This window comes from Marinomonas gallaica (genome assembly GCF_049821165.1).
Lineage (GTDB): Bacteria > Pseudomonadota > Gammaproteobacteria > Pseudomonadales > Marinomonadaceae > Marinomonas > Marinomonas gallaica.
This window is the reverse complement of record NZ_CP187511.1, coordinates 3,895,324-3,918,234: the sequence shown is the minus strand read 5'-3', so window position 1 is coordinate 3,918,234 and position 22,911 is coordinate 3,895,324. Positions and strand designations below refer to the sequence as shown.

At 46.0% G+C, this 22,911-nt stretch carries 15 protein-coding genes, 2 tRNA genes and 2 rRNA genes; 9 read left to right on the top strand and 10 right to left on the bottom strand.

Features of this window, described 5'->3' with window-relative positions; genetic code table 11:
• The first annotated feature begins 2 nt into the window (after positions 1 to 2).
• From ACPUEK_RS18490 to rrf, 4 genes are all read left to right on the top strand, one after another.
• Positions 3 to 79 (top strand) — tRNA-Ile (locus ACPUEK_RS18490).
• Positions 80 to 290: 211 nt separating this feature from the next.
• A tRNA-Ala gene (locus tag ACPUEK_RS18485) sits at positions 291 to 366 on the top strand.
• A gap of 314 nt (positions 367 to 680) precedes the next feature.
• Positions 681 to 3,567 (top strand): 23S ribosomal RNA (locus ACPUEK_RS18480).
• A gap of 285 nt (positions 3,568 to 3,852) precedes the next feature.
• Positions 3,853 to 3,967, top strand: a 5S ribosomal RNA gene (gene rrf, locus ACPUEK_RS18475).
• Positions 3,968 to 4,845: 878 nt separating this feature from the next.
• Here the strand turns inward: rrf and ACPUEK_RS18470 are convergent.
• On the bottom strand, positions 4,846 to 6,549 hold the full coding sequence (locus tag ACPUEK_RS18470; RefSeq protein WP_425641772.1) for a protein adenylyltransferase SelO: 1,704 nt from the start codon (positions 6,547 to 6,549) through the stop codon (positions 4,846 to 4,848).
• 230 nt (positions 6,550 to 6,779) lie between these two features.
• Between ACPUEK_RS18470 and ACPUEK_RS18465 the strand changes: the two genes are divergently transcribed.
• A complete protein-coding gene (locus tag ACPUEK_RS18465; RefSeq protein WP_425641771.1) occupies positions 6,780 to 8,081 on the top strand; it encodes an MFS transporter in 1,302 nt (433 codons plus the stop codon).
• Here the strand turns inward: ACPUEK_RS18465 and ACPUEK_RS18460 are convergent.
• The 6 genes from ACPUEK_RS18460 to gap form a co-directional block, all read right to left on the bottom strand.
• On the bottom strand, positions 8,078 to 8,554 hold the full coding sequence (locus ACPUEK_RS18460) for an Lrp/AsnC family transcriptional regulator (protein ID WP_067221598.1): 477 nt from the start codon (positions 8,552 to 8,554) through the stop codon (positions 8,078 to 8,080). The two genes, ACPUEK_RS18465 and ACPUEK_RS18460, sit on opposite strands and share 4 nt — an antisense overlap.
• 185 nt (positions 8,555 to 8,739) lie before the next feature.
• Entirely contained in the window at positions 8,740 to 9,810 is a 1,071-nt protein-coding gene (gene purK / locus ACPUEK_RS18455) for a 5-(carboxyamino)imidazole ribonucleotide synthase (protein WP_425641769.1), read from the bottom strand.
• 3 nt (positions 9,811 to 9,813) lie between these two features.
• Positions 9,814 to 10,305 (bottom strand): 5-(carboxyamino)imidazole ribonucleotide mutase, encoded by a 492-nt coding sequence (gene purE, locus ACPUEK_RS18450; RefSeq protein ID WP_067032598.1) that lies wholly within the window; start codon positions 10,303 to 10,305, stop codon positions 9,814 to 9,816.
• Between the two features lie 201 nt (positions 10,306 to 10,506).
• On the bottom strand, positions 10,507 to 10,962 hold the full coding sequence (locus ACPUEK_RS18445; protein ID WP_067221593.1) for a methylglyoxal synthase: 456 nt from the start codon (positions 10,960 to 10,962) through the stop codon (positions 10,507 to 10,509).
• Positions 10,962 to 12,407 carry a pyruvate kinase gene (gene pyk / locus ACPUEK_RS18440; protein ID WP_067032590.1) on the bottom strand — a complete coding sequence of 482 codons (1,446 nt, stop codon included), beginning with the start codon at positions 12,405 to 12,407 and terminating at the stop codon, positions 10,962 to 10,964. Before pyk ends, ACPUEK_RS18445 begins: the two co-directional genes overlap by 1 nt.
• Positions 12,408 to 12,491: 84 nt before the next feature.
• Complete coding sequence (gap, locus tag ACPUEK_RS18435) at positions 12,492 to 13,505, bottom strand: type I glyceraldehyde-3-phosphate dehydrogenase (protein WP_067221588.1); 1,014 nt, start codon at positions 13,503 to 13,505, stop codon at positions 12,492 to 12,494.
• A gap of 360 nt (positions 13,506 to 13,865) precedes the next feature.
• On the opposite strand from gap, the gene edd reads away from it, so the two are divergent.
• Entirely contained in the window at positions 13,866 to 15,680 is a 1,815-nt protein-coding gene (edd, locus tag ACPUEK_RS18430; RefSeq protein WP_425641766.1) for a phosphogluconate dehydratase, read from the top strand.
• A gap of 173 nt (positions 15,681 to 15,853) precedes the next feature.
• Here edd and putP read toward each other — a convergent pair whose 3' ends face one another.
• Together putP and hexR are read right to left on the bottom strand one after the other, a co-directional pair.
• Positions 15,854 to 17,347: a sodium/proline symporter PutP gene (gene putP / locus ACPUEK_RS18425; RefSeq protein ID WP_067221580.1), complete on the bottom strand. Its 1,494-nt coding sequence runs from the start codon at positions 17,345 to 17,347 to the stop codon at positions 15,854 to 15,856.
• Positions 17,348 to 17,663: 316 nt separating this feature from the next.
• The gene (gene hexR / locus ACPUEK_RS18420) at positions 17,664 to 18,524 is read right to left on the bottom strand and encodes a transcriptional regulator HexR (RefSeq protein ID WP_067032579.1); all 861 of its coding nucleotides are present in this window, start codon (positions 18,522 to 18,524) and stop codon (positions 17,664 to 17,666) included.
• 89 nt (positions 18,525 to 18,613) lie between these two features.
• Here hexR and ACPUEK_RS18415 point away from each other — a divergent pair, with 89 nt between their 5' ends.
• Complete coding sequence (locus ACPUEK_RS18415) at positions 18,614 to 19,498, top strand: phosphotransferase (RefSeq protein ID WP_425641765.1); 885 nt, start codon at positions 18,614 to 18,616, stop codon at positions 19,496 to 19,498.
• A gap of 2 nt (positions 19,499 to 19,500) precedes the next feature.
• Complete coding sequence (ung, locus tag ACPUEK_RS18410; protein ID WP_067221578.1) at positions 19,501 to 20,184, top strand: uracil-DNA glycosylase; 684 nt, start codon at positions 19,501 to 19,503, stop codon at positions 20,182 to 20,184.
• Positions 20,185 to 20,224: 40 nt separating this feature from the next.
• On the opposite strand, the gene ACPUEK_RS18405 is transcribed toward ung, so the two are convergent.
• Entirely contained in the window at positions 20,225 to 21,136 is a 912-nt protein-coding gene (locus ACPUEK_RS18405; protein ID WP_425641764.1) for a YgfZ/GcvT domain-containing protein, read from the bottom strand.
• A gap of 258 nt (positions 21,137 to 21,394) precedes the next feature.
• Between ACPUEK_RS18405 and xylB the strand changes: the two genes are divergently transcribed.
• Entirely contained in the window at positions 21,395 to 22,882 is a 1,488-nt protein-coding gene (gene xylB, locus ACPUEK_RS18400; protein ID WP_425641763.1) for a xylulokinase, read from the top strand.
• Positions 22,883 to 22,911 lie beyond the last annotated feature (29 nt).

Below are 22,911 nucleotides of genomic sequence, written 5' to 3'. Positions count from 1 at the left end.
CCGGGTCTGTAGCTCAGTTGGTTAGAGCGCACCCCTGATAAGGGTGAGGTCGGCCGTTCAAATCGGCCCAGACCCACCAATCACAAGATTGGAAACCGGTTAAGCCGCTTGTTGGTTAGAGCGCACCCCATTCTCTTTGTTAAAAGTGGGTGAGGTCATGTCTTTCCGTTCAAATCGGCCCAGACCCACCAGTATTTCAAAGAGTCTATCTCTTAAGATGCTGGTGTTAATAATGTTCAAAAATACTTGAATGTTATGACAAAATGTAGAAAATACGATGAAGTATTAGAGGGGCCATAGCTCAGTTGGGAGAGCGCCTGCTTTGCACGCAGGAGGTCTGCGGTTCGACCCCGCATGGCTCCACCACTTCATACGAAAATCTACTTCTTCGCAGTTCTGCGAAACCGACACAATTCAAAGCCTTAAGCAAGATGCTTGGACAGTTAATCGAGGGATATTATCCTATTCGATGTTGACTGATGACTCCTAGTCTCTGACTTAGTGCTTTGCACTAAACTTGCTCTTTAACAATTTAACTTTTTGAAATAGACGATAATCAAGCGTCAAACCGGTGGAAAGACTCTTTAACCTAGAGGACTTTCTATGATCGTAAATCCAACTGAGACACAAAAGCTCGTTGGTATGTAGTTCAGAATAGATAAGACTATTTTGGGTTATATGGTCAAGTGACCAAGCGTGCACGGTGGATGCCTTGGCAGTCAGAGGCGATGAAGGACGTGGTAATCTGCGAAAAGGTTCGGGGAGCTGATAAACAAGCTTTGATCCGAACATGTCCGAATGGGGAAACCCACCCGCTTGCGGGTATCGTATGGTGAATACATAGCCATACGAGGCGAACCCGGGGAACTGAAACATCTAAGTACCCGGAGGAAAAGAAATCAACCGAGATTCCCTTAGTAGCGGCGAGCGAACGGGGATTAGCCCTTAAGTTGAATTGGTGTTAGTAGAAGGCTCTGGAAAGGGCCGCCATAGTGGGTGATAGCCCCGTATACGAAAACGCCTTTTTAATGAAATCGAGTAAGACGGGACACGTGATATCCTGTTTGAATATGGGGGGACCATCCTCCAAGGCTAAATACTCCTGACTGACCGATAGTGAACCAGTACCGTGAGGGAAAGGCGAAAAGAACCCCAGTGAGGGGAGTGAAATAGAACCTGAAACCGTGTACGTACAAGCAGTGGGAGCGGACTTAGTTCCGTGACTGCGTACCTTTTGTATAATGGGTCAACGACTTAATGTTAGTAGCAAGCTTAACCGTTTAGGGGAGGCGTAGGGAAACCGAGTCTTAATAGGGCGTTCAGTTGCTAGCATTAGACCCGAAACCGGGCGATCTATCCATGAGCAGGTTGAAGGTTGGGTAACACTAACTGGAGGACCGAACCCACGTACGTTGAAAAGTCCGGGGATGACTTGTGGATTGGAGTGAAAGGCTAATCAAGCTCGGAGATAGCTGGTTCTCCTCGAAAGCTATTTAGGTAGCGCCTCGCGTATTGCCATTGGGGGTAGAGCACTGTTTGGGCTAGGGGGTCATCCCGACTTACCAACCCCATGCAAACTCCGAATACCAATGAGTATGAGCGCGGGAGACACACGGCGGGTGCTAACGTCCGTCGTGGAAAGGGAAACAACCCAGACCGTCAGCTAAGGTCCCAAAGTTACAGTTAAGTGGGAAACGATGTGGGAAGGCTTAGACAGCTAGGAGGTTGGCTTAGAAGCAGCCATCCTTTAAAGAAAGCGTAATAGCTCACTAGTCGAGTCGGCCTGCGCGGAAGATATAACGGGGCTCAAACTGTACACCGAAGCTACGGATACTAATTTATTAGTATGGTAGAGGAGCGTTCTGTAAGCCGTTGAAGGTCAAGCTGTAAAGCAGGCTGGAGGTATCAGAAGTGCGAATGTTGACATGAGTAACGATAAGGGGAGTGAAAAACTCCCCCGCCGGAAGACCAAGGTTTCCTGTCCCATGTTAATCAGGGCAGGGTGAGTCGGCCCCTAAGGCGAGGCAGAAATGCGTAGTCGATGGGAAACAGGTTAATATTCCTGTACTCGTACATATTGCGATGGAGAGACGGAGAAGGCTAGGCCAGCACAGCGATGGTTGTCTGTGTTTAAGGCGGTAGGTTTGGGACTTAGGCAAATCCGGGTCCCTTTAAGACTGAGAACTGACGACGAGCCCTCTTTTGGGCGAAGTGGTTGATGCCATGCTTCCAGGAAAAACTTCTAAGCTTCAGATATGATCGAACCGTACCCCAAACCGACACAGGTGGTCAGGTAGAGAATACCAAGGCGCTTGAGAGAACTCGGGTGAAGGAACTAGGCAAAATGGCACCGTAACTTCGGGAGAAGGTGCGCCGGCCGATGTGAAGGACTTGCTCCGTAAGCATCAGTCGGTCGAAGATACCAGGTGGCTGCGACTGTTTATTAAAAACACAGCACTCTGCAAACACGAAAGTGGACGTATAGGGTGTGACGCCTGCCCGGTGCTTGAAGGTTAATTGATGGGGTTAGCGCAAGCGAAGCTCTTGATCGAAGCCCAAGTAAACGGCGGCCGTAACTATAACGGTCCTAAGGTAGCGAAATTCCTTGTCGGGTAAGTTCCGACCTGCACGAATGGCGTAACGATGGCCACACTGTCTCCACCCGAGACTCAGTGAAATTGAAATCGCAGTGAAGATGCTGTGTATCCGCGGCTAGACGGAAAGACCCCGTGAACCTTTACTATAGCTTCACAGTGAACTTTGAACCTACTTGTGTAGGATAGGTGGGAGGCTTTGAAGTGAGGACGCCAGTTCTCATGGAGCCAATCTTGAAATACCACCCTGGTATGTTTGAGGTTCTAACTCAGATCCGTTATCCGGATCGAGGACACTGTGTGGTGGGTAGTTTGACTGGGGCGGTCTCCTCCCAAAGAGTAACGGAGGAGCACGAAGGTGCGCTCAGCATGGTCGGAAATCATGCATAGAGTGTAAAGGCAAAAGCGCGCTTAACTGCGAGACAGACACGTCGAGCAGGTACGAAAGTAGGTCTTAGTGATCCGGTGGTTCTGTATGGAAGGGCCATCGCTCAACGGATAAAAGGTACTCCGGGGATAACAGGCTGATACCGCCCAAGAGTTCACATCGACGGCGGTGTTTGGCACCTCGATGTCGGCTCATCACATCCTGGGGCTGAAGCCGGTCCCAAGGGTATGGCTGTTCGCCATTTAAAGTGGTACGCGAGCTGGGTTTAGAACGTCGTGAGACAGTTCGGTCCCTATCTGCCGTGGACGTTTGAGATTTGAGAAGAGTTGCTCCTAGTACGAGAGGACCGGAGTGAACGAACCTCTGGTGTTCCGGTTGTCACGCCAGTGGCATTGCCGGGTAGCTATGTTCGGACGGGATAACCGCTGAAAGCATCTAAGCGGGAAGCCTCCTTCAAGATAAGATCTCACTGGCACTTAAAGTGCCCTAAAGAGCCGTTCGAGACTAGGACGTTGATAGGTTGGGTGTGTAAGTGCTGTGAGGCATTGAGCTAACCAATACTAATTGCTCGTGAGGCTTGACCATATAACACCAAAATGGTTTTTACTGTCGTTGTTCCAGACAACGAACAGTACTTCCTCCTTCCATGGAGGTCGAGTGTGAAGAAAACATACTCGCTGTACTACAGATTACGACACTACTGAAATTGTTCCAGACAATTTTCAGTATTGCCTCCATCCTTGGAGGTACTGGTTTGATACTTGGTTATCATTATTTCAAAAGTTTTATTGTTAAAGACTCAAGTTCACGAACTTGCGTGTTTTGGCTAAGGCAAACAGAAGCCCCCCAAAACGATCGCAAACCCGTTTGCTTGACGATCATAGAGGCGTTGAACCACCTGATCCCATCCCGAACTCAGAAGTGAAAGGCGCCATCGCCGATGGTAGTGTGGGAGATCCCATGTGAGAGTAGGTCGTCGTCAAGCATCATACAAAGGAAGCCCTGATAGCAATGCTGTCAGGGCTTTTTTGTGTCTGCGGTTTTCCGCACCTCAACGCATCAACTCAGTTAGATTACGCATCCCTTTTATGTCCCGCTTGCGCCTGTCTCATGCTTCGACGCGTCAGCGCGTGACATCAAAAACGTGCGCCTTATGGCATTGGTCAGAGAAGGCGTTCAGAAAAACACAGGCATAGCACCACCTGATCCCATCCCGAACTCATAAGTGGCTCTCAACACGCCGCAGGCGCTCACCATCGCCGATGGTAGTGTGGGAGTCCAGCAAGAATAGATAACGTCAAGCATCCTACAAAGGAAGCCCTGATAGCGATGCTGTCAGGGCTTTTTTGTGTCTGCGGTTTTCCGCATCTCAACGCATCAACTCAGTTAGATTGCGCATCCCTTTTGTGCCCCGCTTGCGCCTGTCTCATCCTTCGACGCGTCAGCGAGTGACATCAAAAGCGTGCGCCTTATGGCATCAGTCAGAGAAGGTGTTCAGAAAAACAGAGACAGAGCACCACCTGATCCCATCCCGAACTCAGGAGTGGCTCTCAACACGCCGCAGGCGCTCACCAGCGCCGATGGTCGTGTGGGAGATCCCATGTGTGAGTCCCACAAGGGGATAGATATAGGTCGTACCGCAAGGGTATAGATATCGTCAAGCATCCTACAAAGGAAGCCCTCATAGCGATGCTGTCAGGGCTTTTTTGTGTCTGCGGTTTTCCTCACCTCAACGCATCAACTCAGTTAGATTGCGCATCCTCTTTTGTGCCCCGCTTGCGCCTGTCTCATGCTTCGACGCGTGACATCAAAAGGGATGCTTAAATCTTGCAAAGTAATCCTTCGAGGTCTAGTGACTCAAACTCAGGAAGAGCAGCTGTAATGACTGACACCGCCCATGCGATAAAACTCTTCTGGGCGTAAACGGTAGTATTTATCCTCCATTTCTTGAGACTGCTCTTGGTAGGGGTTATTCAGTACTTCTTGTAGTTCTTTGATTAACGCGTAGTTGCCTTGTTCTGCTTGTTGATAAGCAGGAACGATAAGCCACTCGCGCCAAGTGTATTTTGGGTTCACTTGTTTCATCGCTTGGCTAACGCTGACGTGTTGCTCATTAGCATTGATGGCTGTACGCCATTGGTCGAGCCACTGTTGCCATTGCTCTAATTGTTCTGGCGTGGGCTTTTTGTAAAAGCTGTTTGTCAGTGGGGTGATGTCATCGGGTACATGAGATAACTCACGGAAGAACATATTGAAGTCGGCGCGGGTGCTGACCATCAATTTTAGTAAATCTAACACCAGTGCTGAGTCATAGTCTTTAAGCCCTAGTTTGCTGGCCCACATCGCCTCGATTTTTTGTTGCATGACATGGCTGAATTCGTCACGGATTTGCAGCAGCGCCTTGTGGGCGGTTGGTTCACTTTGTAGTAATGGCTCTAGTGATTTGCAGAACATACTGAAGTTCTGCTGCGCAGCTAATGGCTGATTCAAGAAGGAAAAGTGGCGACCGCCGCCTGTCCAAGGCTGGAAAGCCGGGTCGAATATTTCACAGAACCCAAATGGGCCGTAATCTAGGGTGTAACCTCCTGCTGGGCAGTTGTCACCATTAAAGTTGCCTTGGCAGTAGCCGACACGAATCCAGTTAGCCACTAAGGAGCTTAGCCTTTCTCGGAACAATTGAGCTAGCTCGAGCAGCTTGTCAGAGAAGCCTAGAGCAGGATCGATTTCTTCTTGGTACTCTCTGTCGATTAAATGCAGCACTATCATTTCAAGCTCTTTGAGCGCATCGACATGGGCGTTGTTACGAGCGCGACGGGCAAACAGTTCTAGCTGACCGACACGTATGAATGACGGCGCGACTCGGGTTGAAATCGCCACTGGATTGGAGACCATTACTTCTGGGTCATTGGACTGAGAGCCTTTGTAGTACCAAGGTCGGTCTACGCACTCGGATTTTGATACGAACAAGCTAAGGGAGCGAGAACTAGGAATCCCAAGGGCGTGCATCGCTTCTTGTGCTAAAAATTCGCGTACGCTTGAACGCAGCACAGCACGGCCATCGGCGCCGCGGCAATAGGGCGTTCGTCCGCCACCTTTTAGTTGCATTTCCCAGCGTTTACCCTTGAATATGCCTTCAAATATCGACATAGCGCGTCCATCGCCATAGCCATTGCCTGTGCGAAAAGGGCATTGCTGTGTATATTCAGTACCGTAAATGGAGAGGGCGTAACCGGTTGCCCAGCCAAGTTTAGACATCGGGGTTGGTGCTTTAGACAGATCCCCAGAAAAAACACTTTGAAAGCCTGGTGTTTTTGCCAATTTATCGTCTAATCCTAGTTCTTCAAAGAAAGCGGTGCTGTGAGCAATGTATTCAGCATTTGGTAAAAGAGTCGGCGTTACCGGTACATAATGACCCGAGTAGACTTGTCTTGGTCGATGATCATTGCCATTTTTATGGGCTTCTGGATCGGCATTTAGTGAATCCCTTAAAGAGTAGTCGGCTAACTTGGCAAACTCTTCAAGGGTGCAGATCTTAGGGTTGAGATCGCTGGTGGTGTCGTTTGTCATACAGGATCTTCTCTCATAAATAATCGTAGGGTGGATTCGGCTTATCTCTTGAGCTTATGAAAATAAACATGTTGTCGTTTTATCACGCTTTTGTAGAGCTAAGAGCGTTACTCTTTGGTGTATTTTATCGTATTGAACCTCATTACTTTATGATTAGCTGCGCAATTCTTTAAACTGTTTCGATAAAATATTACGCAATAATACTGTTGATGAGAATAAGGGCTTAATGAATGAGTGGTCAGTCGTGGGTAATGAAGTTATATAAGTGGATGGTGAAGACCAGTGAAAAAGACAGTGAAGAAAAGCGTTCGGTCGCTAAGAACTTTTTAAAATTAATTTCTGCTCAGTTTCTGACGAATACCGGTGATGCCATCGTAAACCCAAAGGTAACGCTGCCATGGTTGATGCAAAGCGTTGGAGCGCCTACCTTTTTAGTTGCTTGGTTGGTCCCGATTCGTGAGTCAGGCTCTTTGTTACCGCAGCTGTTTATAGCAAGTGCTATGAGGCGGTTAGCAATTCGTAAATGGGTCTGGGTATCTGGAAGTGCCGTACAGGCATTGTCATTATTGCTTATGGCCTTGGTGGCCGACTCATTAGATGGTTTGGCGGCGGGAGTTTGTATTTTGCTACTGCTGACGTTATTCAGTTTAGCTAGGGGGTTAAACTCTGTTGCAACGAAAGATATTTTAGGTAAAACCATTCCAAAGTCTGAACGCGGTCAAGTAACAGGGTTATCCGCCAGTGCTGCTGGATTGGTTACGATTGGTATTGCTGTGATGATGGCTGTGAGCTATCTGTATGACTGGCATACATCCGCATACTTTGTGTGGGGGCTCGTTTTAGGCGCTGTTTTATGGCTTCTATCCGCGCTTATATTCTCCAAAGTAGAAGAGACCAAAAGTGACACAGAAGAATCTGATTTTAGTTTTTTTGATTCGCTAAAACAGCTAGCGTTACTAAAAACTGATAAATCATTTCGTCATTTTGTTATCACACGAGCGTGCTTTCTCGGTACAGCCTTGAGTGCCCCTTATTACGTTGTACTGGCAGAGGATCGTATTGGTAACTCTGTTTGGGTTCTGGCAATGTTTATGGGTTTAAGTGGTCTTGCTGGCCTTTTATCAGGCCCTTTCTGGGGACGGTTTTCCGATGTTTCTAGTCGTAAGGTATTAATAACAGCCTCGACGTTAGGGGCGATGACAGGTGTGTTTCTATTTGTCATTGCTCAATTAGCACCCTCGGCATTAAGCTCGGTATGGCTTTTACCGCTATTTTATTTTCTATTAACGGTATTTCATCAGGGCATACGTGTGGGGCGTAAAACGTATTTGGTGGATATGGCTGAGGGCAATAAACGTACAAGCTATGTCGCGGTTGGTAATACCGCGATTGGTGTGATGTTACTGATATTTAGCTTAATCGGTATTTTGGGTGATGTATTTTCACTTGAGCTACTCGTTTTGGTGTATGCCCTGATTACACTGATTGGCGTGGTCATGGCCATACGTTTACCCGATGTATCTAAGTCTTAGTGATCGGGTAAAGGCACAGATGCACTTTGTTTAATCTTACTCAATACGAGTGTGGAGCTAACATCGCGGACGCCTTCCATATTTGAGAGTGTGTCACTTAAAAAGTCAGATAAAGAACTCAGGTCTTGAGCAATGACCCTTAACCAATAATCACAAGCACCTGTGACTGAGTAACACTCCAAAACAGTGTCTATTGTTGATATACGTTCTTGGAAATGTTTGCGAGCAAGGCTGTTACCTTTATCTAATGTGACGAAGACAAACGCAGTTACCTGATAGCCAAGTTCGGTGCTGTTTAACTGTGTATTGTAAGATTCAATAAGGTTGCTTTGTTCTAGTCGCTGTAAGCGCCTAGAACACTGTGAGGGAGAAAGGTTAACTTGCTCAGATAAAGCAACATTAGATAAGCGTGCATTAGATTGAAGCGCTTTAAGTAGCTTCCAATCGTATGCATCTAATTCTAAGTGATTCATTCAAGGTTCCTTGGGAATGCTACTCAGCTTATTGTTTGATTAATATGTTAAGTTGCTGAGTTAACAGTCTTATCCTAAGTAATTCTTATGAATAAACAAGCACATTGTTTGCTTTTTTTTGAGCGAATAAGAATAGAATCGTGTTGAGATGTAAAAAAGGCTGCCCAAGGCAGCCTTTTTAGCAATTAAGCGGAGGGTAAATTCTTCGATAACCAACCAAGCGCTTCATCGTAAGGCGCTGGCATGTTACTCAATAATTTTATAATCGATTGAAGTTGTTCTAAATCACCTGAACACGCATTTAAATGGCCTACTTTACGGCCTGGACGAACGTCTTTACGATACCAGTAAAGTTCTAAGCCCTTGATTGCAAGCCAATCGTAATCAACGTCAACGCCGATTAAGTTAACCATCATACTCTGGTTTTTCACTTCTGCAGGTGCAAGAGGTAGTCCTGCAACGGCACGAATATGGTTTTCAAACTGGTTCACACTTGCACCAGCTTGAGTCCAGTGTCCACTGTTGTGAACGCGTGGTGCTAGTTCGTTGATTAGCAGCTCCTCACCACAACGGAAACATTCCATTGCCATGACGCCGACATAATCTAAGGCATCCATTAGCTTACCCAGCATGCTTTCAGCTTGGCCTTGTAAGTGTTCAAGTCGCTGCAGAGGAGAGATAGAAGCGTAAAGAATACCGTTGATGTGCAAGTTTAGTGTTAATGGGTAAAAGTACTTCTCACCATTCTTACCACGCACTCCGACAACAGATACTTCTTCATCAAAGTTGATCGCTTGCTCTGCAATCGCTAGACCTTTCCAATCATCAGGGATCTCTGTGCCTTCGCTCTGCTTTAGCCAATATTGACCTTTACCATCGTAGCCACCGCGACGGCGTTTCATTAGCACACGGTCGCCCAAGGTTTGATAGGCTTTTTCTGCAGTTGAATCGTCTTCAACAGGAAACCAAGGTGCCGTTGCAAGCTCGAGTTTATCAATCCACTGTTTTTGCGTTAAGCGATCAGCAAGTTGTGGAAATGTTTCCAAGTTAACAAAGTTCGGATGTGCCGAAAGTTGTTTTGTTGCAGCAGTTTCAGGCCAATCTTCACGTTCAGCCGTGACAATATCATCGGCTTTAAGGGGCAGTGTTTCATCTGTCTCAATATCAACAGGACGAACATCTAAACCAAGTGGATTTGCTGCTTGTTTCAACATGGCACCGAGTTGACCAGCGCCTAATACCCAAATAGATGACATGTTTTAAGCCTCACGTGGATCGGGATTAGCTAGAACCGTATCAGTTTGCTCATCACGGAATGAATCAATACGCTGTGCAAGCTCTGCGTCTTCGTTCGCTAAGATCTGACAGGCAAGTAGGCCCGCGTTAAATGCGCCTGCAGTGCCGATAGCAAGTGTTCCTACAGCCACACCTTTTGGCATCTGAGCAATAGACAGTAGGCTGTCCATACCGTTTAACGCTTTGCTTTGTACTGGTACACCTAGAACTGGTAAACGCGTATGAGCTGCAACCATACCAGGTAGGTGAGCAGCGCCGCCAGCACCACCGATAATCACTTTGAAGCCGCGCTCTACAGCACTCTCAGCGAACTCAGCAAGCTTCACCGGTGTACGGTGAGCAGATACCACTTCGACATGGTAAGCAACGCCTAATTTGTCCATGATTTCTGCGGCGGCTTCCATGGTGGCCCAGTCACTTTTAGATCCCATAATAAGGGCTATTTTAGCTTGCAAAGTCGTTCTCCTGCGCTGTGCTCCAACGTTTATGAGGGGAGTGTCGGAGGTTAAATTCAAGTTTTCGGAGGAGCAGTGCTCAACTCCTGTAAAGAGGGGCGATAATATAGCCGATTTTCGTCGAAACCGCGAGTTAGGGTATGCTTAGAAACGACTTTTTTAATGTGTTAGAAGGGACTGAACAAAATCAAAAAAGGCGAGTTAAACTCTCGCCTTTAGGTAGCTTTCATAATCTGGGATTTGCTTTTCAAAAGGCTCATCAAAAAGTGGCGAGCTTATGAGGAAGTTGGCAGATGAAACGCTGCAGGCGATTGGGATATTCCACACAGCTGCGACGCGCAGAAGCGCTTTGATATCAGGGTCATGAGGCATCGGTTCAAAAGGGTCCCAAAAGAAAATTAAAACATCAATTTTACCTTCTGCGATAAGACCGCCCAACTGCTGATCTCCACCAAGAGGGCCGCTAATTAATGCGGTTACAGGTACACCAAGGTGTTTTTGTAGCAAATTACCTGTCGTGCCCGTTGCCATTAGCTCATGGTTAATGAGTTTGTCTTTATGCTGTTGAGCCCAAAAGGTTAGTTCGGGCTTCATATTGTCATGAGCCACCAAAGCAACGCGTTTACGCGCTGCAGTGGTGATGGTTTTTTTATCCATTAAACGACTTCGCCTACTTTTACGGCTTTAATCATATTACTGGTACCATGTGATACCAAGTGATCGCCTTTAGTCAAAATCACTAGGTCTCCATCTTTTACCAAACCGAGCGATTTCACTTTATTCACTAGGCCTGAAATGATGGTGTCTACGTTGTACTCTTGAGAAGAGAAAGCAACCGGTGTCACGCCACGGTATAGCGCGCATTTGTTCAGGGTCTCTTGGTTGGGCGACAACGCAAAAATGGGTAGTCCTGAAGAAATACGAGACAGTAACAATGGGGTTGTGCCAGAAGCCGTTAAGCTGATAATCGCTTTCACCCCTTCAAGGTGATTGGCGGCATACATTGCAGACATCGCAATTGTTTCAGAAACCGATGTGAAGGTGATGTCTAAACGGTGCTTAGAGCGCATTACAGAAGGTTGTTTTTCAGCGCCTATACAGACACTGTCCATCTTCTTCACAACTTCCTCTGGGAAGGCACCGGCTGCCGTTTCAGCAGACAGCATGACCGCATCCGTGCCGTCTAATACCGCGTTCGCCACGTCGAATACTTCGGCACGCGTTGGCATTGCCTGAGTAATCATCGTTTCCATCATTTGTGTTGCGGTAATAACAGGACGGTTTAATTGACGGCAGCGTTTGATCATATGCTTTTGAACGCCGATCAACTCAGCATCACCGATTTCAACACCCAGGTCACCACGGGCAACCATTACGGCATCAGATGCACGAATGATCGCGTCTAGCGTGTCATTGTCTGCAACCGCTTCAGCGCGTTCAACTTTGGCGACAATGCCAGTCTCTAGGCCTGCGGCAATGGCTAATGCACGGGCTTCTTCGATATCCGCAGCGCTTCGAGGGAAAGACACAGCAAGGTAATCGGCTTTAAGTGCGGCAGCTGTTTTAATGTCTTCTTTGTCTTTTTCCGTAAGGGCGGCAGCAGAAAGACCCCCACCTTGACGGTTGATACCCTTATTATTTGACAAGGCTCCGCCGACAACAACTTTAGTAACGACTTCATTGCCGTTGACTGCAGTGACTTCCAGCACAACACGACCATCGTCTAACAATAGTACGTTGCCTGGAGAAGAGTCCGCCGCTAATTGTGGGTAGTCAATACCAACACGTGTTTCGTCTCCAGCATTCTTATCAAAGCCAACATCAAGAATGAAAGTCGCGCCTTCTTGCAAGGTGACTTTAGTCTCTTTAAAGCGAGCGATACGGATTTTAGGACCTTGAAGGTCGCCTAGAATCGCTACATGACGCTTGTTTTTAGCTGCCATTTCACGCACGACTTTTGCGCGATCAATATGATCTTCTGCTTGTCCGTGAGAAAAATTTAAACGAAAGACGTTTGCCCCAGCCAAAATCAGCTTTTCGATCATTTCTGGTGAGCTTGAAGATGGGCCTAACGTTGCAACGATTTTGGTTCTGCGAGTCATTTTTAATCCAAATAGAGAGTTAAAGCGTGGTAACAGTATATCAGAGACGAAAAAGGCTGCGTCAGCAGCCTTTGTGAATATGCATTATTTAGCGTTCATAAATGCAATGGTATTGTCTAACATTCGGTTTGAAAAGCCCCATTCGTTGTCATACCACGCCATGACTTTAACCAGTTTTCCTTGAACGCGTGTTTGAGTCGCATCAAAGTTGGAGGTATATGTGCTGTGATTGAAGTCTGATGAAACCAGAGGCTCATAATTGACGCACAAGACTTCTGCCAAGATAGGGTCTGCAGCAATAGCGTCTTCAATAATTTTATTTACTTCTTCAGCGGTCGTTTCGCGAGGAGCAAGGAACGTTAGGTCGACCAATGAAACGTTAATTGTCGGAACACGAACGGCCATGCCGTCAAATTTTCCTGCAAGCGCAGGTACAACTAAACCAACCGCCGCAGCTGCGCCAGTTTTAGTAGGAATCATATTCATAGCCGCTGCGCGAGCACGGTATAGATCTTCATGGTAAACATCGGATAAACGCTGATCGTTAGTGTAAGCATGAATCGTCGTCATTAAACCACTTTCAATGCCTAGCTTTTCATTTAATGGTTTAGCTATCGGTGCTAGGCAATTAGTTGTACAAGAGGCATTGGAAATAACCGTCATATCAGAAGTTAGAACTTCTTGGTTAACGCCGTATACAACGGTTGCATCGACTTCTTTGCCTGGCGCTGAAATAATGACCTTTTTAGCACCTGCTGAAATGTGCGCGCCTGCGGTTTCTTTTGTTGTGAAGAACCCAGTACACTCGTAAACCACGTCAACACCTAGGTCTGCCCAAGGCAATTTTGACGGATCGCGTTCAGAGAAAGTTAGGATTTTATCTTCATTGATGTATAGCGCTTCCGCATCGAAGTCCACTTTCGCATTGAAACGTCCGTGAACTGTGTCATATTTAGTTAAGTGAGCATTGATTTTGGAATCACCAAGATCGTTGATGGCTACGACTTGGATTTGGTCGCGCTTGCCAGACTCGTACAGGGCACGAAGTACGTTGCGTCCGATACGTCCATAACCGTTGATAGCTACCTTAATCGTCATATCTCACTCCTAATGTTAAACATACATTCTGTCCTAAGGGATAAGTGTAGAACAGATTTCTTTCAATCTTATTGTAAAAACACTACAAAAATAAAAACTCTTAGTGGCTGCAAACGATGATAATGGCGTTATTGTTCAATAAACAGTCACGTCTTTGTAATGTTCCGTCATATAGCTTGTTTTATAGCTCTATTCTAGCGAAAAAAACAATCATTGGCAGTGTTTTTGGTAAAAAAATTACAGTGATGGGTGTTTTTAACCCGTTTTAGCTTGTTTGTTGTATTTATTTTATTAAAATGTAGTAAAATTACATAAATTGGTTTTATGTGTTTTTCATAAAATATAGACGGAGAAGAGATAATGAATCCTATTGTGGAACAAGTAACCCAAGCCATTATTGAGCGCAGTAAAGATCTACGTGCTCAATATTTAGCGGATATGAAGCAGGCTGAGTTAAAGGGTCCACATCGCGGAGCATTATCATGTGGCAACTTAGCGCATGGATTTGCAGCCTGTCAGCCTCAAGACAAGCAGAAATTGAAATTGATGGACGAAGCTAATATCGGCATTGTTTCTTCCTATAATGACATGTTGTCAGCCCACAAACCTTATGAAAACTATCCAGACATTATTCGTAAGGCTGTTGCAGAGATGGGCTCTATTACACAGTTTGCAGGTGGTGTACCAGCTATGTGTGATGGTGTGACGCAGGGTCTTGAGGGAATGGAATTATCGCTTTTTAGTCGCGACAATATCGCACAAGGTGCTGCGATTGCCTTATCCCATAATATGTTTGATGCCGCGTTATTCTTAGGTATTTGTGACAAAATTGTTCCAGGATTGCTTATTGCTGCGCTTCGCTTTGGTCACCTTCCCTGTTTCTTTGTGCCTGCAGGTCCAATGCCGTCAGGTATCACCAATGCTCAGAAAGCGGCGGTTCGTCAGCGCTTCGCAAAAGGGGAAGCGACTCGTGATGAACTTTTAGAAGCGGAGTCGGCGTCTTACCATAGTGCGGGTACTTGTACTTTCTATGGGACCGCGAACTCTAATCAGTTATTGGTTGAAATGATGGGACTGCAGTTACCAGGCTCTTCCTTTGTGAACCCAGAAGACCCGATGCGTGAGGCGTTAACGCGACATGTTGCTCAACTAGCAACGAAGACCACGGCGTTGGGCAATGAGTACCGACCTATTTATAAAGTCATTGATGAGCGTTCCATTGTAAATGCCATTGTTGGATTGCTCGCTACAGGTGGTTCAACCAACCACACGATGCATATTGTTGCGTTCGCTCGTGCCGCAGGTATCCTCATTAATTGGCAAGACTTTTCAGAGCTATCAAAAGTTGTACCACTGCTAACACGTATTTATCCAAACGGCCAAGCAGATATTAATCATTTCCAGGCGGCAGGCGGTATGGCGTTTTTAACCAAGCAACTGTTAAAAGGCGGTTTGCTGCATGAAGACGTGAATACCATCATGGGGCACGGTTTAACAAACTACACTAAAGAGCCGTTTATGGATGGCGATAATGTGGTGTGGCGTGACGGAATTGAAGCTAGCCTAGATGAAGATGTGGTTCGTCCTATTGAAAACCCATTTAGTCAAGAAGGTGGGTTATCGCTTTTGAAGGGCAACCTTGGGCGTGCAGTGATTAAAGTTTCAGCCGTGAAAGAAGAAAACCGCATTATTGAGGCGCCCGCAGCCGTGTTTCATGATCAGAATGATTTAGTGGAAGCGATCCGCAGCGGTGAATTAAAACGAGATTGTGTTGCGGTTGTTCGATTCCAAGGCCCGAAAGCCCTAGGTATGCCTGAACTGCATAAGCTCACACCGTACTTAGGCAACCTTCAAGATCAGGGTTATAAAGTGGCGCTGGTGACCGATGGTCGTATGTCGGGAGCATCGGGCAAAGTGCCGGCGGCGATACACTTAACACCTGAGGCGTTGGCTGGCGGTGTCATTGGTAAGATTCAAACGGGTGATTTGGTTCGTTTAGATGCGATAGAAGGCACATTAACGGTTTTAATTAGCGATGATGAGCTTGGCCAGCGTGAGCAGGCACAATGCGATTTAACCGCTTCTCATCAAGGTATGGGGCGTGAACTGTTTGCCAGCTACCGTATGTTAGTGAACGGTGCCGAACAGGGGGCATGTAGCCTGTTTCATGATTAATAGATTTCTCTGACTACTAACGTTTGTTAGTAATGGTGTTTAGGCCTCTTCGGAGGCCTTTTTTTTGACTTAAATTACTTCAAGGGAACAGCCATCATCGTAGGTGATAGGCATAAAAAAGCCGAGCACATAATACATGCTCGGCTTTTTTTGCTAGTAACTCTATTAAACGCTTAGTCTAGAGTTTCTAAATTCTTTTCGTAAGAATCAAAAGTATCCAATACTTTTTTCTCTGGAGCTCCGCTCATTAAGCTGACTACAACAATTGCCAGTGTAGAAAGAATGAAGCCTGGTACGATCTCGTAAACATCGAAAATGCCACCAGAGATTTGCTTCCAAACAACGATCGTAATACCACCGACTAAGATACCTGCTAAGGCACCGTTACGGTTCATATTGCGCCAGAATAAGCTAAGAATAACCGCTGGACCAAATGCCGCGCCAAAACCTGCCCATGCATAAGATACAAGACCTAATACAGAACTTTCAGGATTAAAGGCTAGAATCAAGGCAATAATTGACAGAGCAACAACCCCTAGGCGACCCACATTGACAATCTGTTTCTGCGTGGCTTTTGGGTTGATCCAAGTCTTATAGAAATCTTCGGCTAGTGCGGATGAAGACACAAGCAACTGAGAATCGGCTGTACTCATGATAGCGGCCAAAATAGCAGCTAAAAGAATACCTGCGATAACAGGACTGAATACGGCATTAACCAAAATCATAAAGATTTTTTCGCCGTCCTCCAGCGCTCCGCCCATATGATTATCGACGTATACAATCCCAACTAAACCAATCAATAAAGCACCGGTCATAGCGATAGTAGTCCAACCTACTGCGATACGACGCGCTGTTGCGATGTCTTTGTTTGAACGTGCCGCTTTAAAACGAGCCAAAATATGAGGTTGGCCAAAATAACCTAGACCCCAAGCGACCAATGAGATGATACCAATCATGCTTAAAGGCTCGCCATTAACGTCATTCCATAGCGTCAGTAATTCAGGGTTTTTATCAGCAAGTGTTGTCGTTAGTGTTGACCATTCACCCTCCATGATTGCAAATGGAACGATGGCCAATGCGGCACACATCAAAAGACCTTGAACTAAATCGGTCCAAGAGACCGCTAGGAAACCACCGAATAGCGTGTACGAAACGACACAAACAGTCCCGATTATGACCGCCCAGCGGTAATCTAGGCCAAATACAGTTTCGAACAGTTTACCGCCTGCAACGAGGCCAGAGCTGGTGTAGAAAAGGAAAAATAATAAGATAAAAAAGGCTGAAATCGTCTGAATCAGTTTAGATTTATCTTGGAAGCGGCTAGAGAAGTACTCCGGAAGTGTCAGTGTATTTGACTCAACACTATAAGTACGTAGGCGCTTTGCACAGATTAACCAGTTTAAATAGGTACCAGCTAATAAGCCACCGGCAAGCCAAAGAGACTCCATGCCCGCAGCAAAAGCGTAGCCAGGTAAACCTAGCAGTAACCAGCCACTCATATCAGAAGCGCCTGCAGAGAGTGCAGTAGGCCAAGGACCTAATGAACGACCGCCAAGGAAATAGTCTTCCGAGCTAGATGTGCGTTTGTAGGCATATAAGCCAATGCCTAGCATGACCACTAGATACGCTAGGAAGGTGAAGCTTATTGCTAAGCTATTGTCGATCATTTTTTAGTCCTCTTATTATCATAGTTAACGAGGCACACTGTTTGCCGAGCGGTATACGAACATAATCCGCTAGACTGCCTCGTATATTAATAATCTTTATTGTAACGAGAGTCGGCAAAGCGCCACTGCATGATTGCAGTTGGTAAACTTTATGAAACTTGACCGATGATTCTATGTATCAATAGGATTGGATTCTTTCAAAAAAATCCGGCAAATTATCGAGATTCTACGGTGCAACAATAAAAATGGCTTGAGTGCGCGACTCAACAGGAGAAAATGCTCTAAGCCTCGTTCGGCTTAGAGCATAAGTATCGGATCATTCTTGTTTTGGAAGGCGAGTGTCTTGAACGCTTAACTTAAGTTTGCGCAGGTGCTCATTAAACTCTGGACCGCGTTTTAGCAAGACGCCAGTCGCCAACGCATCGATCAGTGTTAAGTAAACAATTCGTGAGCTCATTGGCGTATAGATATCCGTATCTTCTGTTTCTTCGATCGGTAACACGATCGAGCAATGCTCCGTTAGAGGCGATCCAGGGTTGGTAATTCCAACAACAGTCGCGCCCGCTTCACGAGCCACTCGAGCGGTTTCAATCAACGGCAATGTTCGGCCAGAAAGTGAAATCACAACCACTGCATCACCCGGATGAGTGCCCGCTGCTGCCATACGTTGCACAAGAATATCTGTGTATGCTACGACCGGCATGTTTAAACGGAAAAACTTATGGTGAGCATCTTTGGCAACAGGGCCTGAGGCACCTAAACCATAGAATTCAATGCGTCGTGCTTGAGCCAGTACATCAACGACACGGCTGATCAGTGCTTCGGGTAGGAGCTCTTGAGCACGTGTTAAATTGTTCTTTGCTGCTTCAAAGATTTTATTAGTTATGGCGCCAGCGGCATCATCAGGCTCAACGTTTAAGTTTACATAAGGTGTTCCTTTCGCCAAACTTTGCGCGAGCGCTACTTTGAAATCAGGAAAGCCACTACCGATTAGACTACGACAAAAACGGTTAACCGTTGGCTCACTTACTTCGGCACGTGCGGCAAGTTTCGCAATGCTGGAGTGAATAGTCGTTTTAGGGTCGGCTAAAATGGCTTCAGCAACCTTACGTTCAGATTTACTCAACGTACTCAGTTTTTCTTGGATTCTGCGAATAATGTCTTCGTGCTTATTCATTTATGTGCTTCAACAGTATTGTATTGACTCGAATGGTTATCAACGACATTCTGACAGCGGTTTGTTCCTCTGGCAATAAGTGATTGAAAATGTGTCCACTTTCTAAGTATTTGAAGCAAATGAACTCTATCTTGCCGGAACAGGGGGACCTGAAGGTTTCTGAGCTAGATGAAGGCTTCTCCAATCATACCTACCATGTCCATTGGCCTTATCACCTAGGCATTGTTGTCAGAATTTCCGCTTTGAATGATGTTGCATTCTGTGTGAATCGTAGTGCAGAACTTGAAATATGGCAAAAGGCTGCAGAATATGGTTTGACGGCTCGAGTACTTTGGAAAAATGAACGTAACGTTGTCGCCAGTGAATTTTTAGACGGTACAACCTACTCTTGGGAAGTCGAACATACGACGTTGACGTTAGAGCCTATCTGCCAAGCAATGCGTGCATTACATTGTATTACCGCCGTATCTCATGAGTATGACGTATACGCTCTTATGGCATCTTGGTTGGATCACATCGAACATCATCCTAATCATCATGAAATTAAAGATTTATATCAGCAAGCCTCCGTGTTCTTTCAAACCTTAACTATGCCAGTACGACCAAAACGGCTCAGTGTTTGCCACAATGATCTGAACCCTAAAAATATGCTCGTTAAAGATGGCGAGGTGCGTTTAATCGACTGGGAGTGTGCCGGCATGAACGATCCGCTATTTGATTTTGCAGTGTTAGTACATGCGCATCATTTGAATGATGCGCAAATCAAACAAGCTTATCTGATTATATTTGAAGCGAAGCTGGACGCGCAGCACTCTGCAATTATCACTCAATATCGTCAGGCCTACGTGTTAAGAGAATTAATCTGGTTGCTGTTAAAGCACCTCGTCAGTGGCATTCAAGATTTAGACTGTTTGCAGTGGTATCATGCGTTGCTAACAGACCCCGTGTTTAACCCTTACTTTACAGCAGAGTGACTATGAACCTTGCAGCCGATTGGCAAGCTTATCTAGCAGAAGAATTTGATAAAGAATACATGCAGTCATTGCGTGACTTTTTGGTAAAAGAAAAAGAGGCCAAAAAGGTGATCTTCCCTCATTCAAGTGATTGCTTTAATGCGCTCAATGAAACTCGATTTGCAGATGTCAAAGTGGTGATTTTAGGGCAGGACCCTTACCACGGACCGAACCAGGCGCACGGACTTTCATTCTCGGTTAAGCCAGGTGTGAAAACACCACCCTCATTGGTCAATATCTATAAAGAATTGGAAACCGATCTTAGCATCCCTATCGCAGATCACGGTTATTTAATCAATTGGGCACGACAAGGGGTGTTACTGCTGAACAGTGTGTTAACCGTTGAGGCATCAAAGGCAGGTTCGCATCAGAAAAAAGGGTGGGAAACCTTTACCGACCAGATCATTCAACTGATTAACGAGCACCACCAAGGGGTTGTGTTTATGTTGTGGGGGGCTTATGCGCAAAAGAAGGGTCGTCACATTAATCGCGATAAACACCTAGTACTAGAAAGTGTGCATCCGTCACCATTGTCTGCCTATCGTGGTTTTTTGGGGTGCGGTCATTTTTCTAAAGCAAATGATTATTTGCTTGGTATCGGTAAGACGCCGATAGATTGGAGCGCTCACCTGCAACCCGTTGAGTAGGGCAAAGCTAAAAAGGCGCGCCGTTCAGCACGCCTTTCTATTAATTGCCTAGTACGTAAGGCAGTGGGATCAATTGCATCTCTTTGCCTTCAGATACCACACTTTTTATATCACTTTGATCGACGTTCAATATTAACTGGGCGACGGTTACGGTACCAATTTGAGCCACATCAAATATTTCGCCTATCGTTTTGTCTTCTTCATTAGCGACACTTGAACCGATGGTATGTGAGTTATCACTTACGGCTAAAGCTAAATGCTTCTTAGATTTTCCACGGTATTTCATGCGCGCCACAATTTCTTGTCCGGTATAACAGCCTTTGGTAAAGCTGATGCCACCGTTGCGATGCATGTTGATCCATTGCGGCAAAATCTCTTCACGTAAACTTTCGCCAATGAGAGGACGTGCCGCTAAGAGCCCCATTACCTGATGAGCTGCTGGGTCTTCTGCATCCGGTAACTCTTCCGTAACAGGAGCAACCGTCAACGTTTCTTGGTAATAGGTGTTATTCAAAATTAACTGACTGCAGCCATCTTGATAAGTTGTCAAAATAGCGAGTTCGTATTGCTCTTGTGGCGTAGTGTTATCTGTCAAAGCAAACATAGAACTGACATGGAACTGTTCACTGACATTGTTTAACTCGGTCTTAAAAAATACAGCGTACTTTTTCAGGTGCGCTAAAAGGGTATCCAGAACATCCAGTTTTAATACCAGCTGGTAGGACTCAGATGCCGTTCGCACGATAAAAAAGTTTGCAATAATACGACCTTTAGGGGTACAGACAGCACCAAATGTGCTGCTCTGCTCCGACACCAGTTTCATGTCAGCGGTGGTTTGGCCTTGTAGTAACTTCGCGCTATCTGGACCCATGACGGAAATGACACCCAGGTCAGAACGGTGGCTGTAACTGGTAGCTGGAAGTATTTCACTAAGAAGCTGCTGGAGCTGCATAATGACCTCAAATAAGTAAATTTAATATTACTCATAATGTGGGGCATACCCTGCTTAATTTCAATGAGTCAAAAGCGCAAATCTGCATACAGTGTTAGAAGCGCATGATAATTGACGCTTTTTGCCTTGTACTGATACGTAAAAAGCGGATTTCTGTGAATTGATTGACTCCCGCCTTACTTCTTTTAACACTGATGAGATAGGGCGTTTTTAAGACGCCGCATAATAAAAAGCACATATATTGGATAGGTAATCATCATGTTCTTAGGGTTGGATTTAGGTACATCCGGATTGAAAGGGGTGGTTATAAATGAGCAAGGGCACGTCGTAGCGCAGGCGAACCAACCTTTGACTGTGAGTTCACCACGCGCAACATGGTCAGAACAGGCTCCTGATACATGGTGGCAAGCGCTTATGGATGTGTGCTTTGCTTTGTCAGACGTTGTCGATTTAAAACAGATTCAGGCGATCGGTCTGTCAGGCCAAATGCATGGCGCAACTTTGATTGATGTGAGCGGTGCAGTATTGCGACCATGTATTTTATGGAATGATGGCCGCAGCCAAAAGCAGTGTAAGACGTTGATGGCAACGCACCCAGAGCTTATGTTGCGCTCTGGTAATCTTGCCATGCCTGGCTTCACATTACCTAAAATCCTATGGGTGAAAGAGAATGAACCGGAGATCTACGCGCAGATAGATAAAGTGCTGTTGCCGAAAGATTATCTCGCTTACCGATTAACGGGGGTGTTTTCGAGTGACTGTTCTGATGCCGCAGGAACGTTATGGTTAAACCCACAAACACGTCAATGGGATGAGCACTTGCTGAAGCTGACAGGGCTTTCTCTTGCTAATATGCCGAGTGTTCATGAAGGTGCTCAAATCATCGGACAGCTGTCGCCCAGTGTGGCAAGTGCCCTAGGTTTTAATGACGTTCCTGTCGTCGCGGGGGCAGGTGATAATGCCGCAGGTGCTGTCGGAATGGGGATAACCGAACCGGGCCAAGGTTTTGTTTCTTTAGGCACTTCAGGGGTCTATTTTGTCGTATCCGAGTCACACAATGCCAACCCTGAAAACACAGTGCATGCCTTTTGTCATGCTTTGCCAAATCGTTGGCACCAAATGGGCGTAACGTTAAGTGCAGCGAATTCGCTATCTTGGTTTGCTAAGACAGTATCGATGTCCGTTGCGGATCTGTTAGATGAACTTGAACTCGCATCGATTCGTAAAACTTCTGTTGTTTTCTTACCTTACTTAAATGGTGAACGAACGCCAATTAACGATCCCCTTGCTTGTGGACAGTTTTTTGGTCTTCGTAGCAGCACTCGCCGAGAGGAGATGACCTTGGCGATACTTGAAGGGATTGCCTTTTCCTTGCTTGATTGTCAGAACGCGTTGGAAAGTGCGGGCAGCTCAGTGAATGAATTGTCGTTGATTGGCGGTGGCGCTCGCAGTGAATTATGGCGCAGTATCATTGCTAGTATATTGGGTAAAACCCTAACATACCGTGATGGTGGCGATGTCGGTCCTGGGCTCGGCGCTGCGCGTTTAGCGCTCTTGGGTAAAAAAGAACAGGACGGTCAAGATATAGAGGCATTGATCAAGCAACACTGTCGTATGCCTGAAGTACTGGCAACCCATTCACCTGAGCAAGTTACGCAGTCCTATTATCAAGCCAAGCATGTGATTTACCAGCAGCTCTATCGCAGTACCGAATCACTGAATACTCAGATGTCACAGTTGTGTTGAAATTTTGAATAAGAAAAGCCGTCATCAAG

Excerpts from the sequence above, each read along its gene's own strand:
- ACPUEK_RS18470 (WP_425641772.1), bottom strand. The coding sequence starts at position 6,549 with ATGACAAACGACACCACCAGCGATCTCAACCCTAAGATCTGCACCCTT.
- ACPUEK_RS18465 (WP_425641771.1), top strand. The coding sequence starts at position 6,780 with ATGAGTGGTCAGTCGTGGGTAATGAAGTTATATAAGTGGATGGTGAAG.
- ACPUEK_RS18460 (WP_067221598.1), bottom strand. The coding sequence starts at position 8,554 with ATGAATCACTTAGAATTAGATGCATACGATTGGAAGCTACTTAAAGCG.
- purK (WP_425641769.1), bottom strand. The coding sequence starts at position 9,810 with ATGTCATCTATTTGGGTATTAGGCGCTGGTCAACTCGGTGCCATGTTG.
- ACPUEK_RS18445 (WP_067221593.1), bottom strand. The coding sequence starts at position 10,962 with ATGGATAAAAAAACCATCACCACTGCAGCGCGTAAACGCGTTGCTTTG.
- pyk (WP_067032590.1), bottom strand. The coding sequence starts at position 12,407 with ATGACTCGCAGAACCAAAATCGTTGCAACGTTAGGCCCATCTTCAAGC.
- gap (WP_067221588.1), bottom strand. The coding sequence starts at position 13,505 with ATGACGATTAAGGTAGCTATCAACGGTTATGGACGTATCGGACGCAAC.
- edd (WP_425641766.1), top strand. The coding sequence starts at position 13,866 with ATGAATCCTATTGTGGAACAAGTAACCCAAGCCATTATTGAGCGCAGT.
- putP (WP_067221580.1), bottom strand. The coding sequence starts at position 17,347 with ATGATCGACAATAGCTTAGCAATAAGCTTCACCTTCCTAGCGTATCTA.
- hexR (WP_067032579.1), bottom strand. The coding sequence starts at position 18,524 with ATGAATAAGCACGAAGACATTATTCGCAGAATCCAAGAAAAACTGAGT.
- ACPUEK_RS18415 (WP_425641765.1), top strand. The coding sequence starts at position 18,614 with ATGTGTCCACTTTCTAAGTATTTGAAGCAAATGAACTCTATCTTGCCG.
- ung (WP_067221578.1), top strand. The coding sequence starts at position 19,501 with ATGAACCTTGCAGCCGATTGGCAAGCTTATCTAGCAGAAGAATTTGAT.
- ACPUEK_RS18405 (WP_425641764.1), bottom strand. The coding sequence starts at position 21,136 with ATGCAGCTCCAGCAGCTTCTTAGTGAAATACTTCCAGCTACCAGTTAC.
- xylB (WP_425641763.1), top strand. The coding sequence starts at position 21,395 with ATGTTCTTAGGGTTGGATTTAGGTACATCCGGATTGAAAGGGGTGGTT.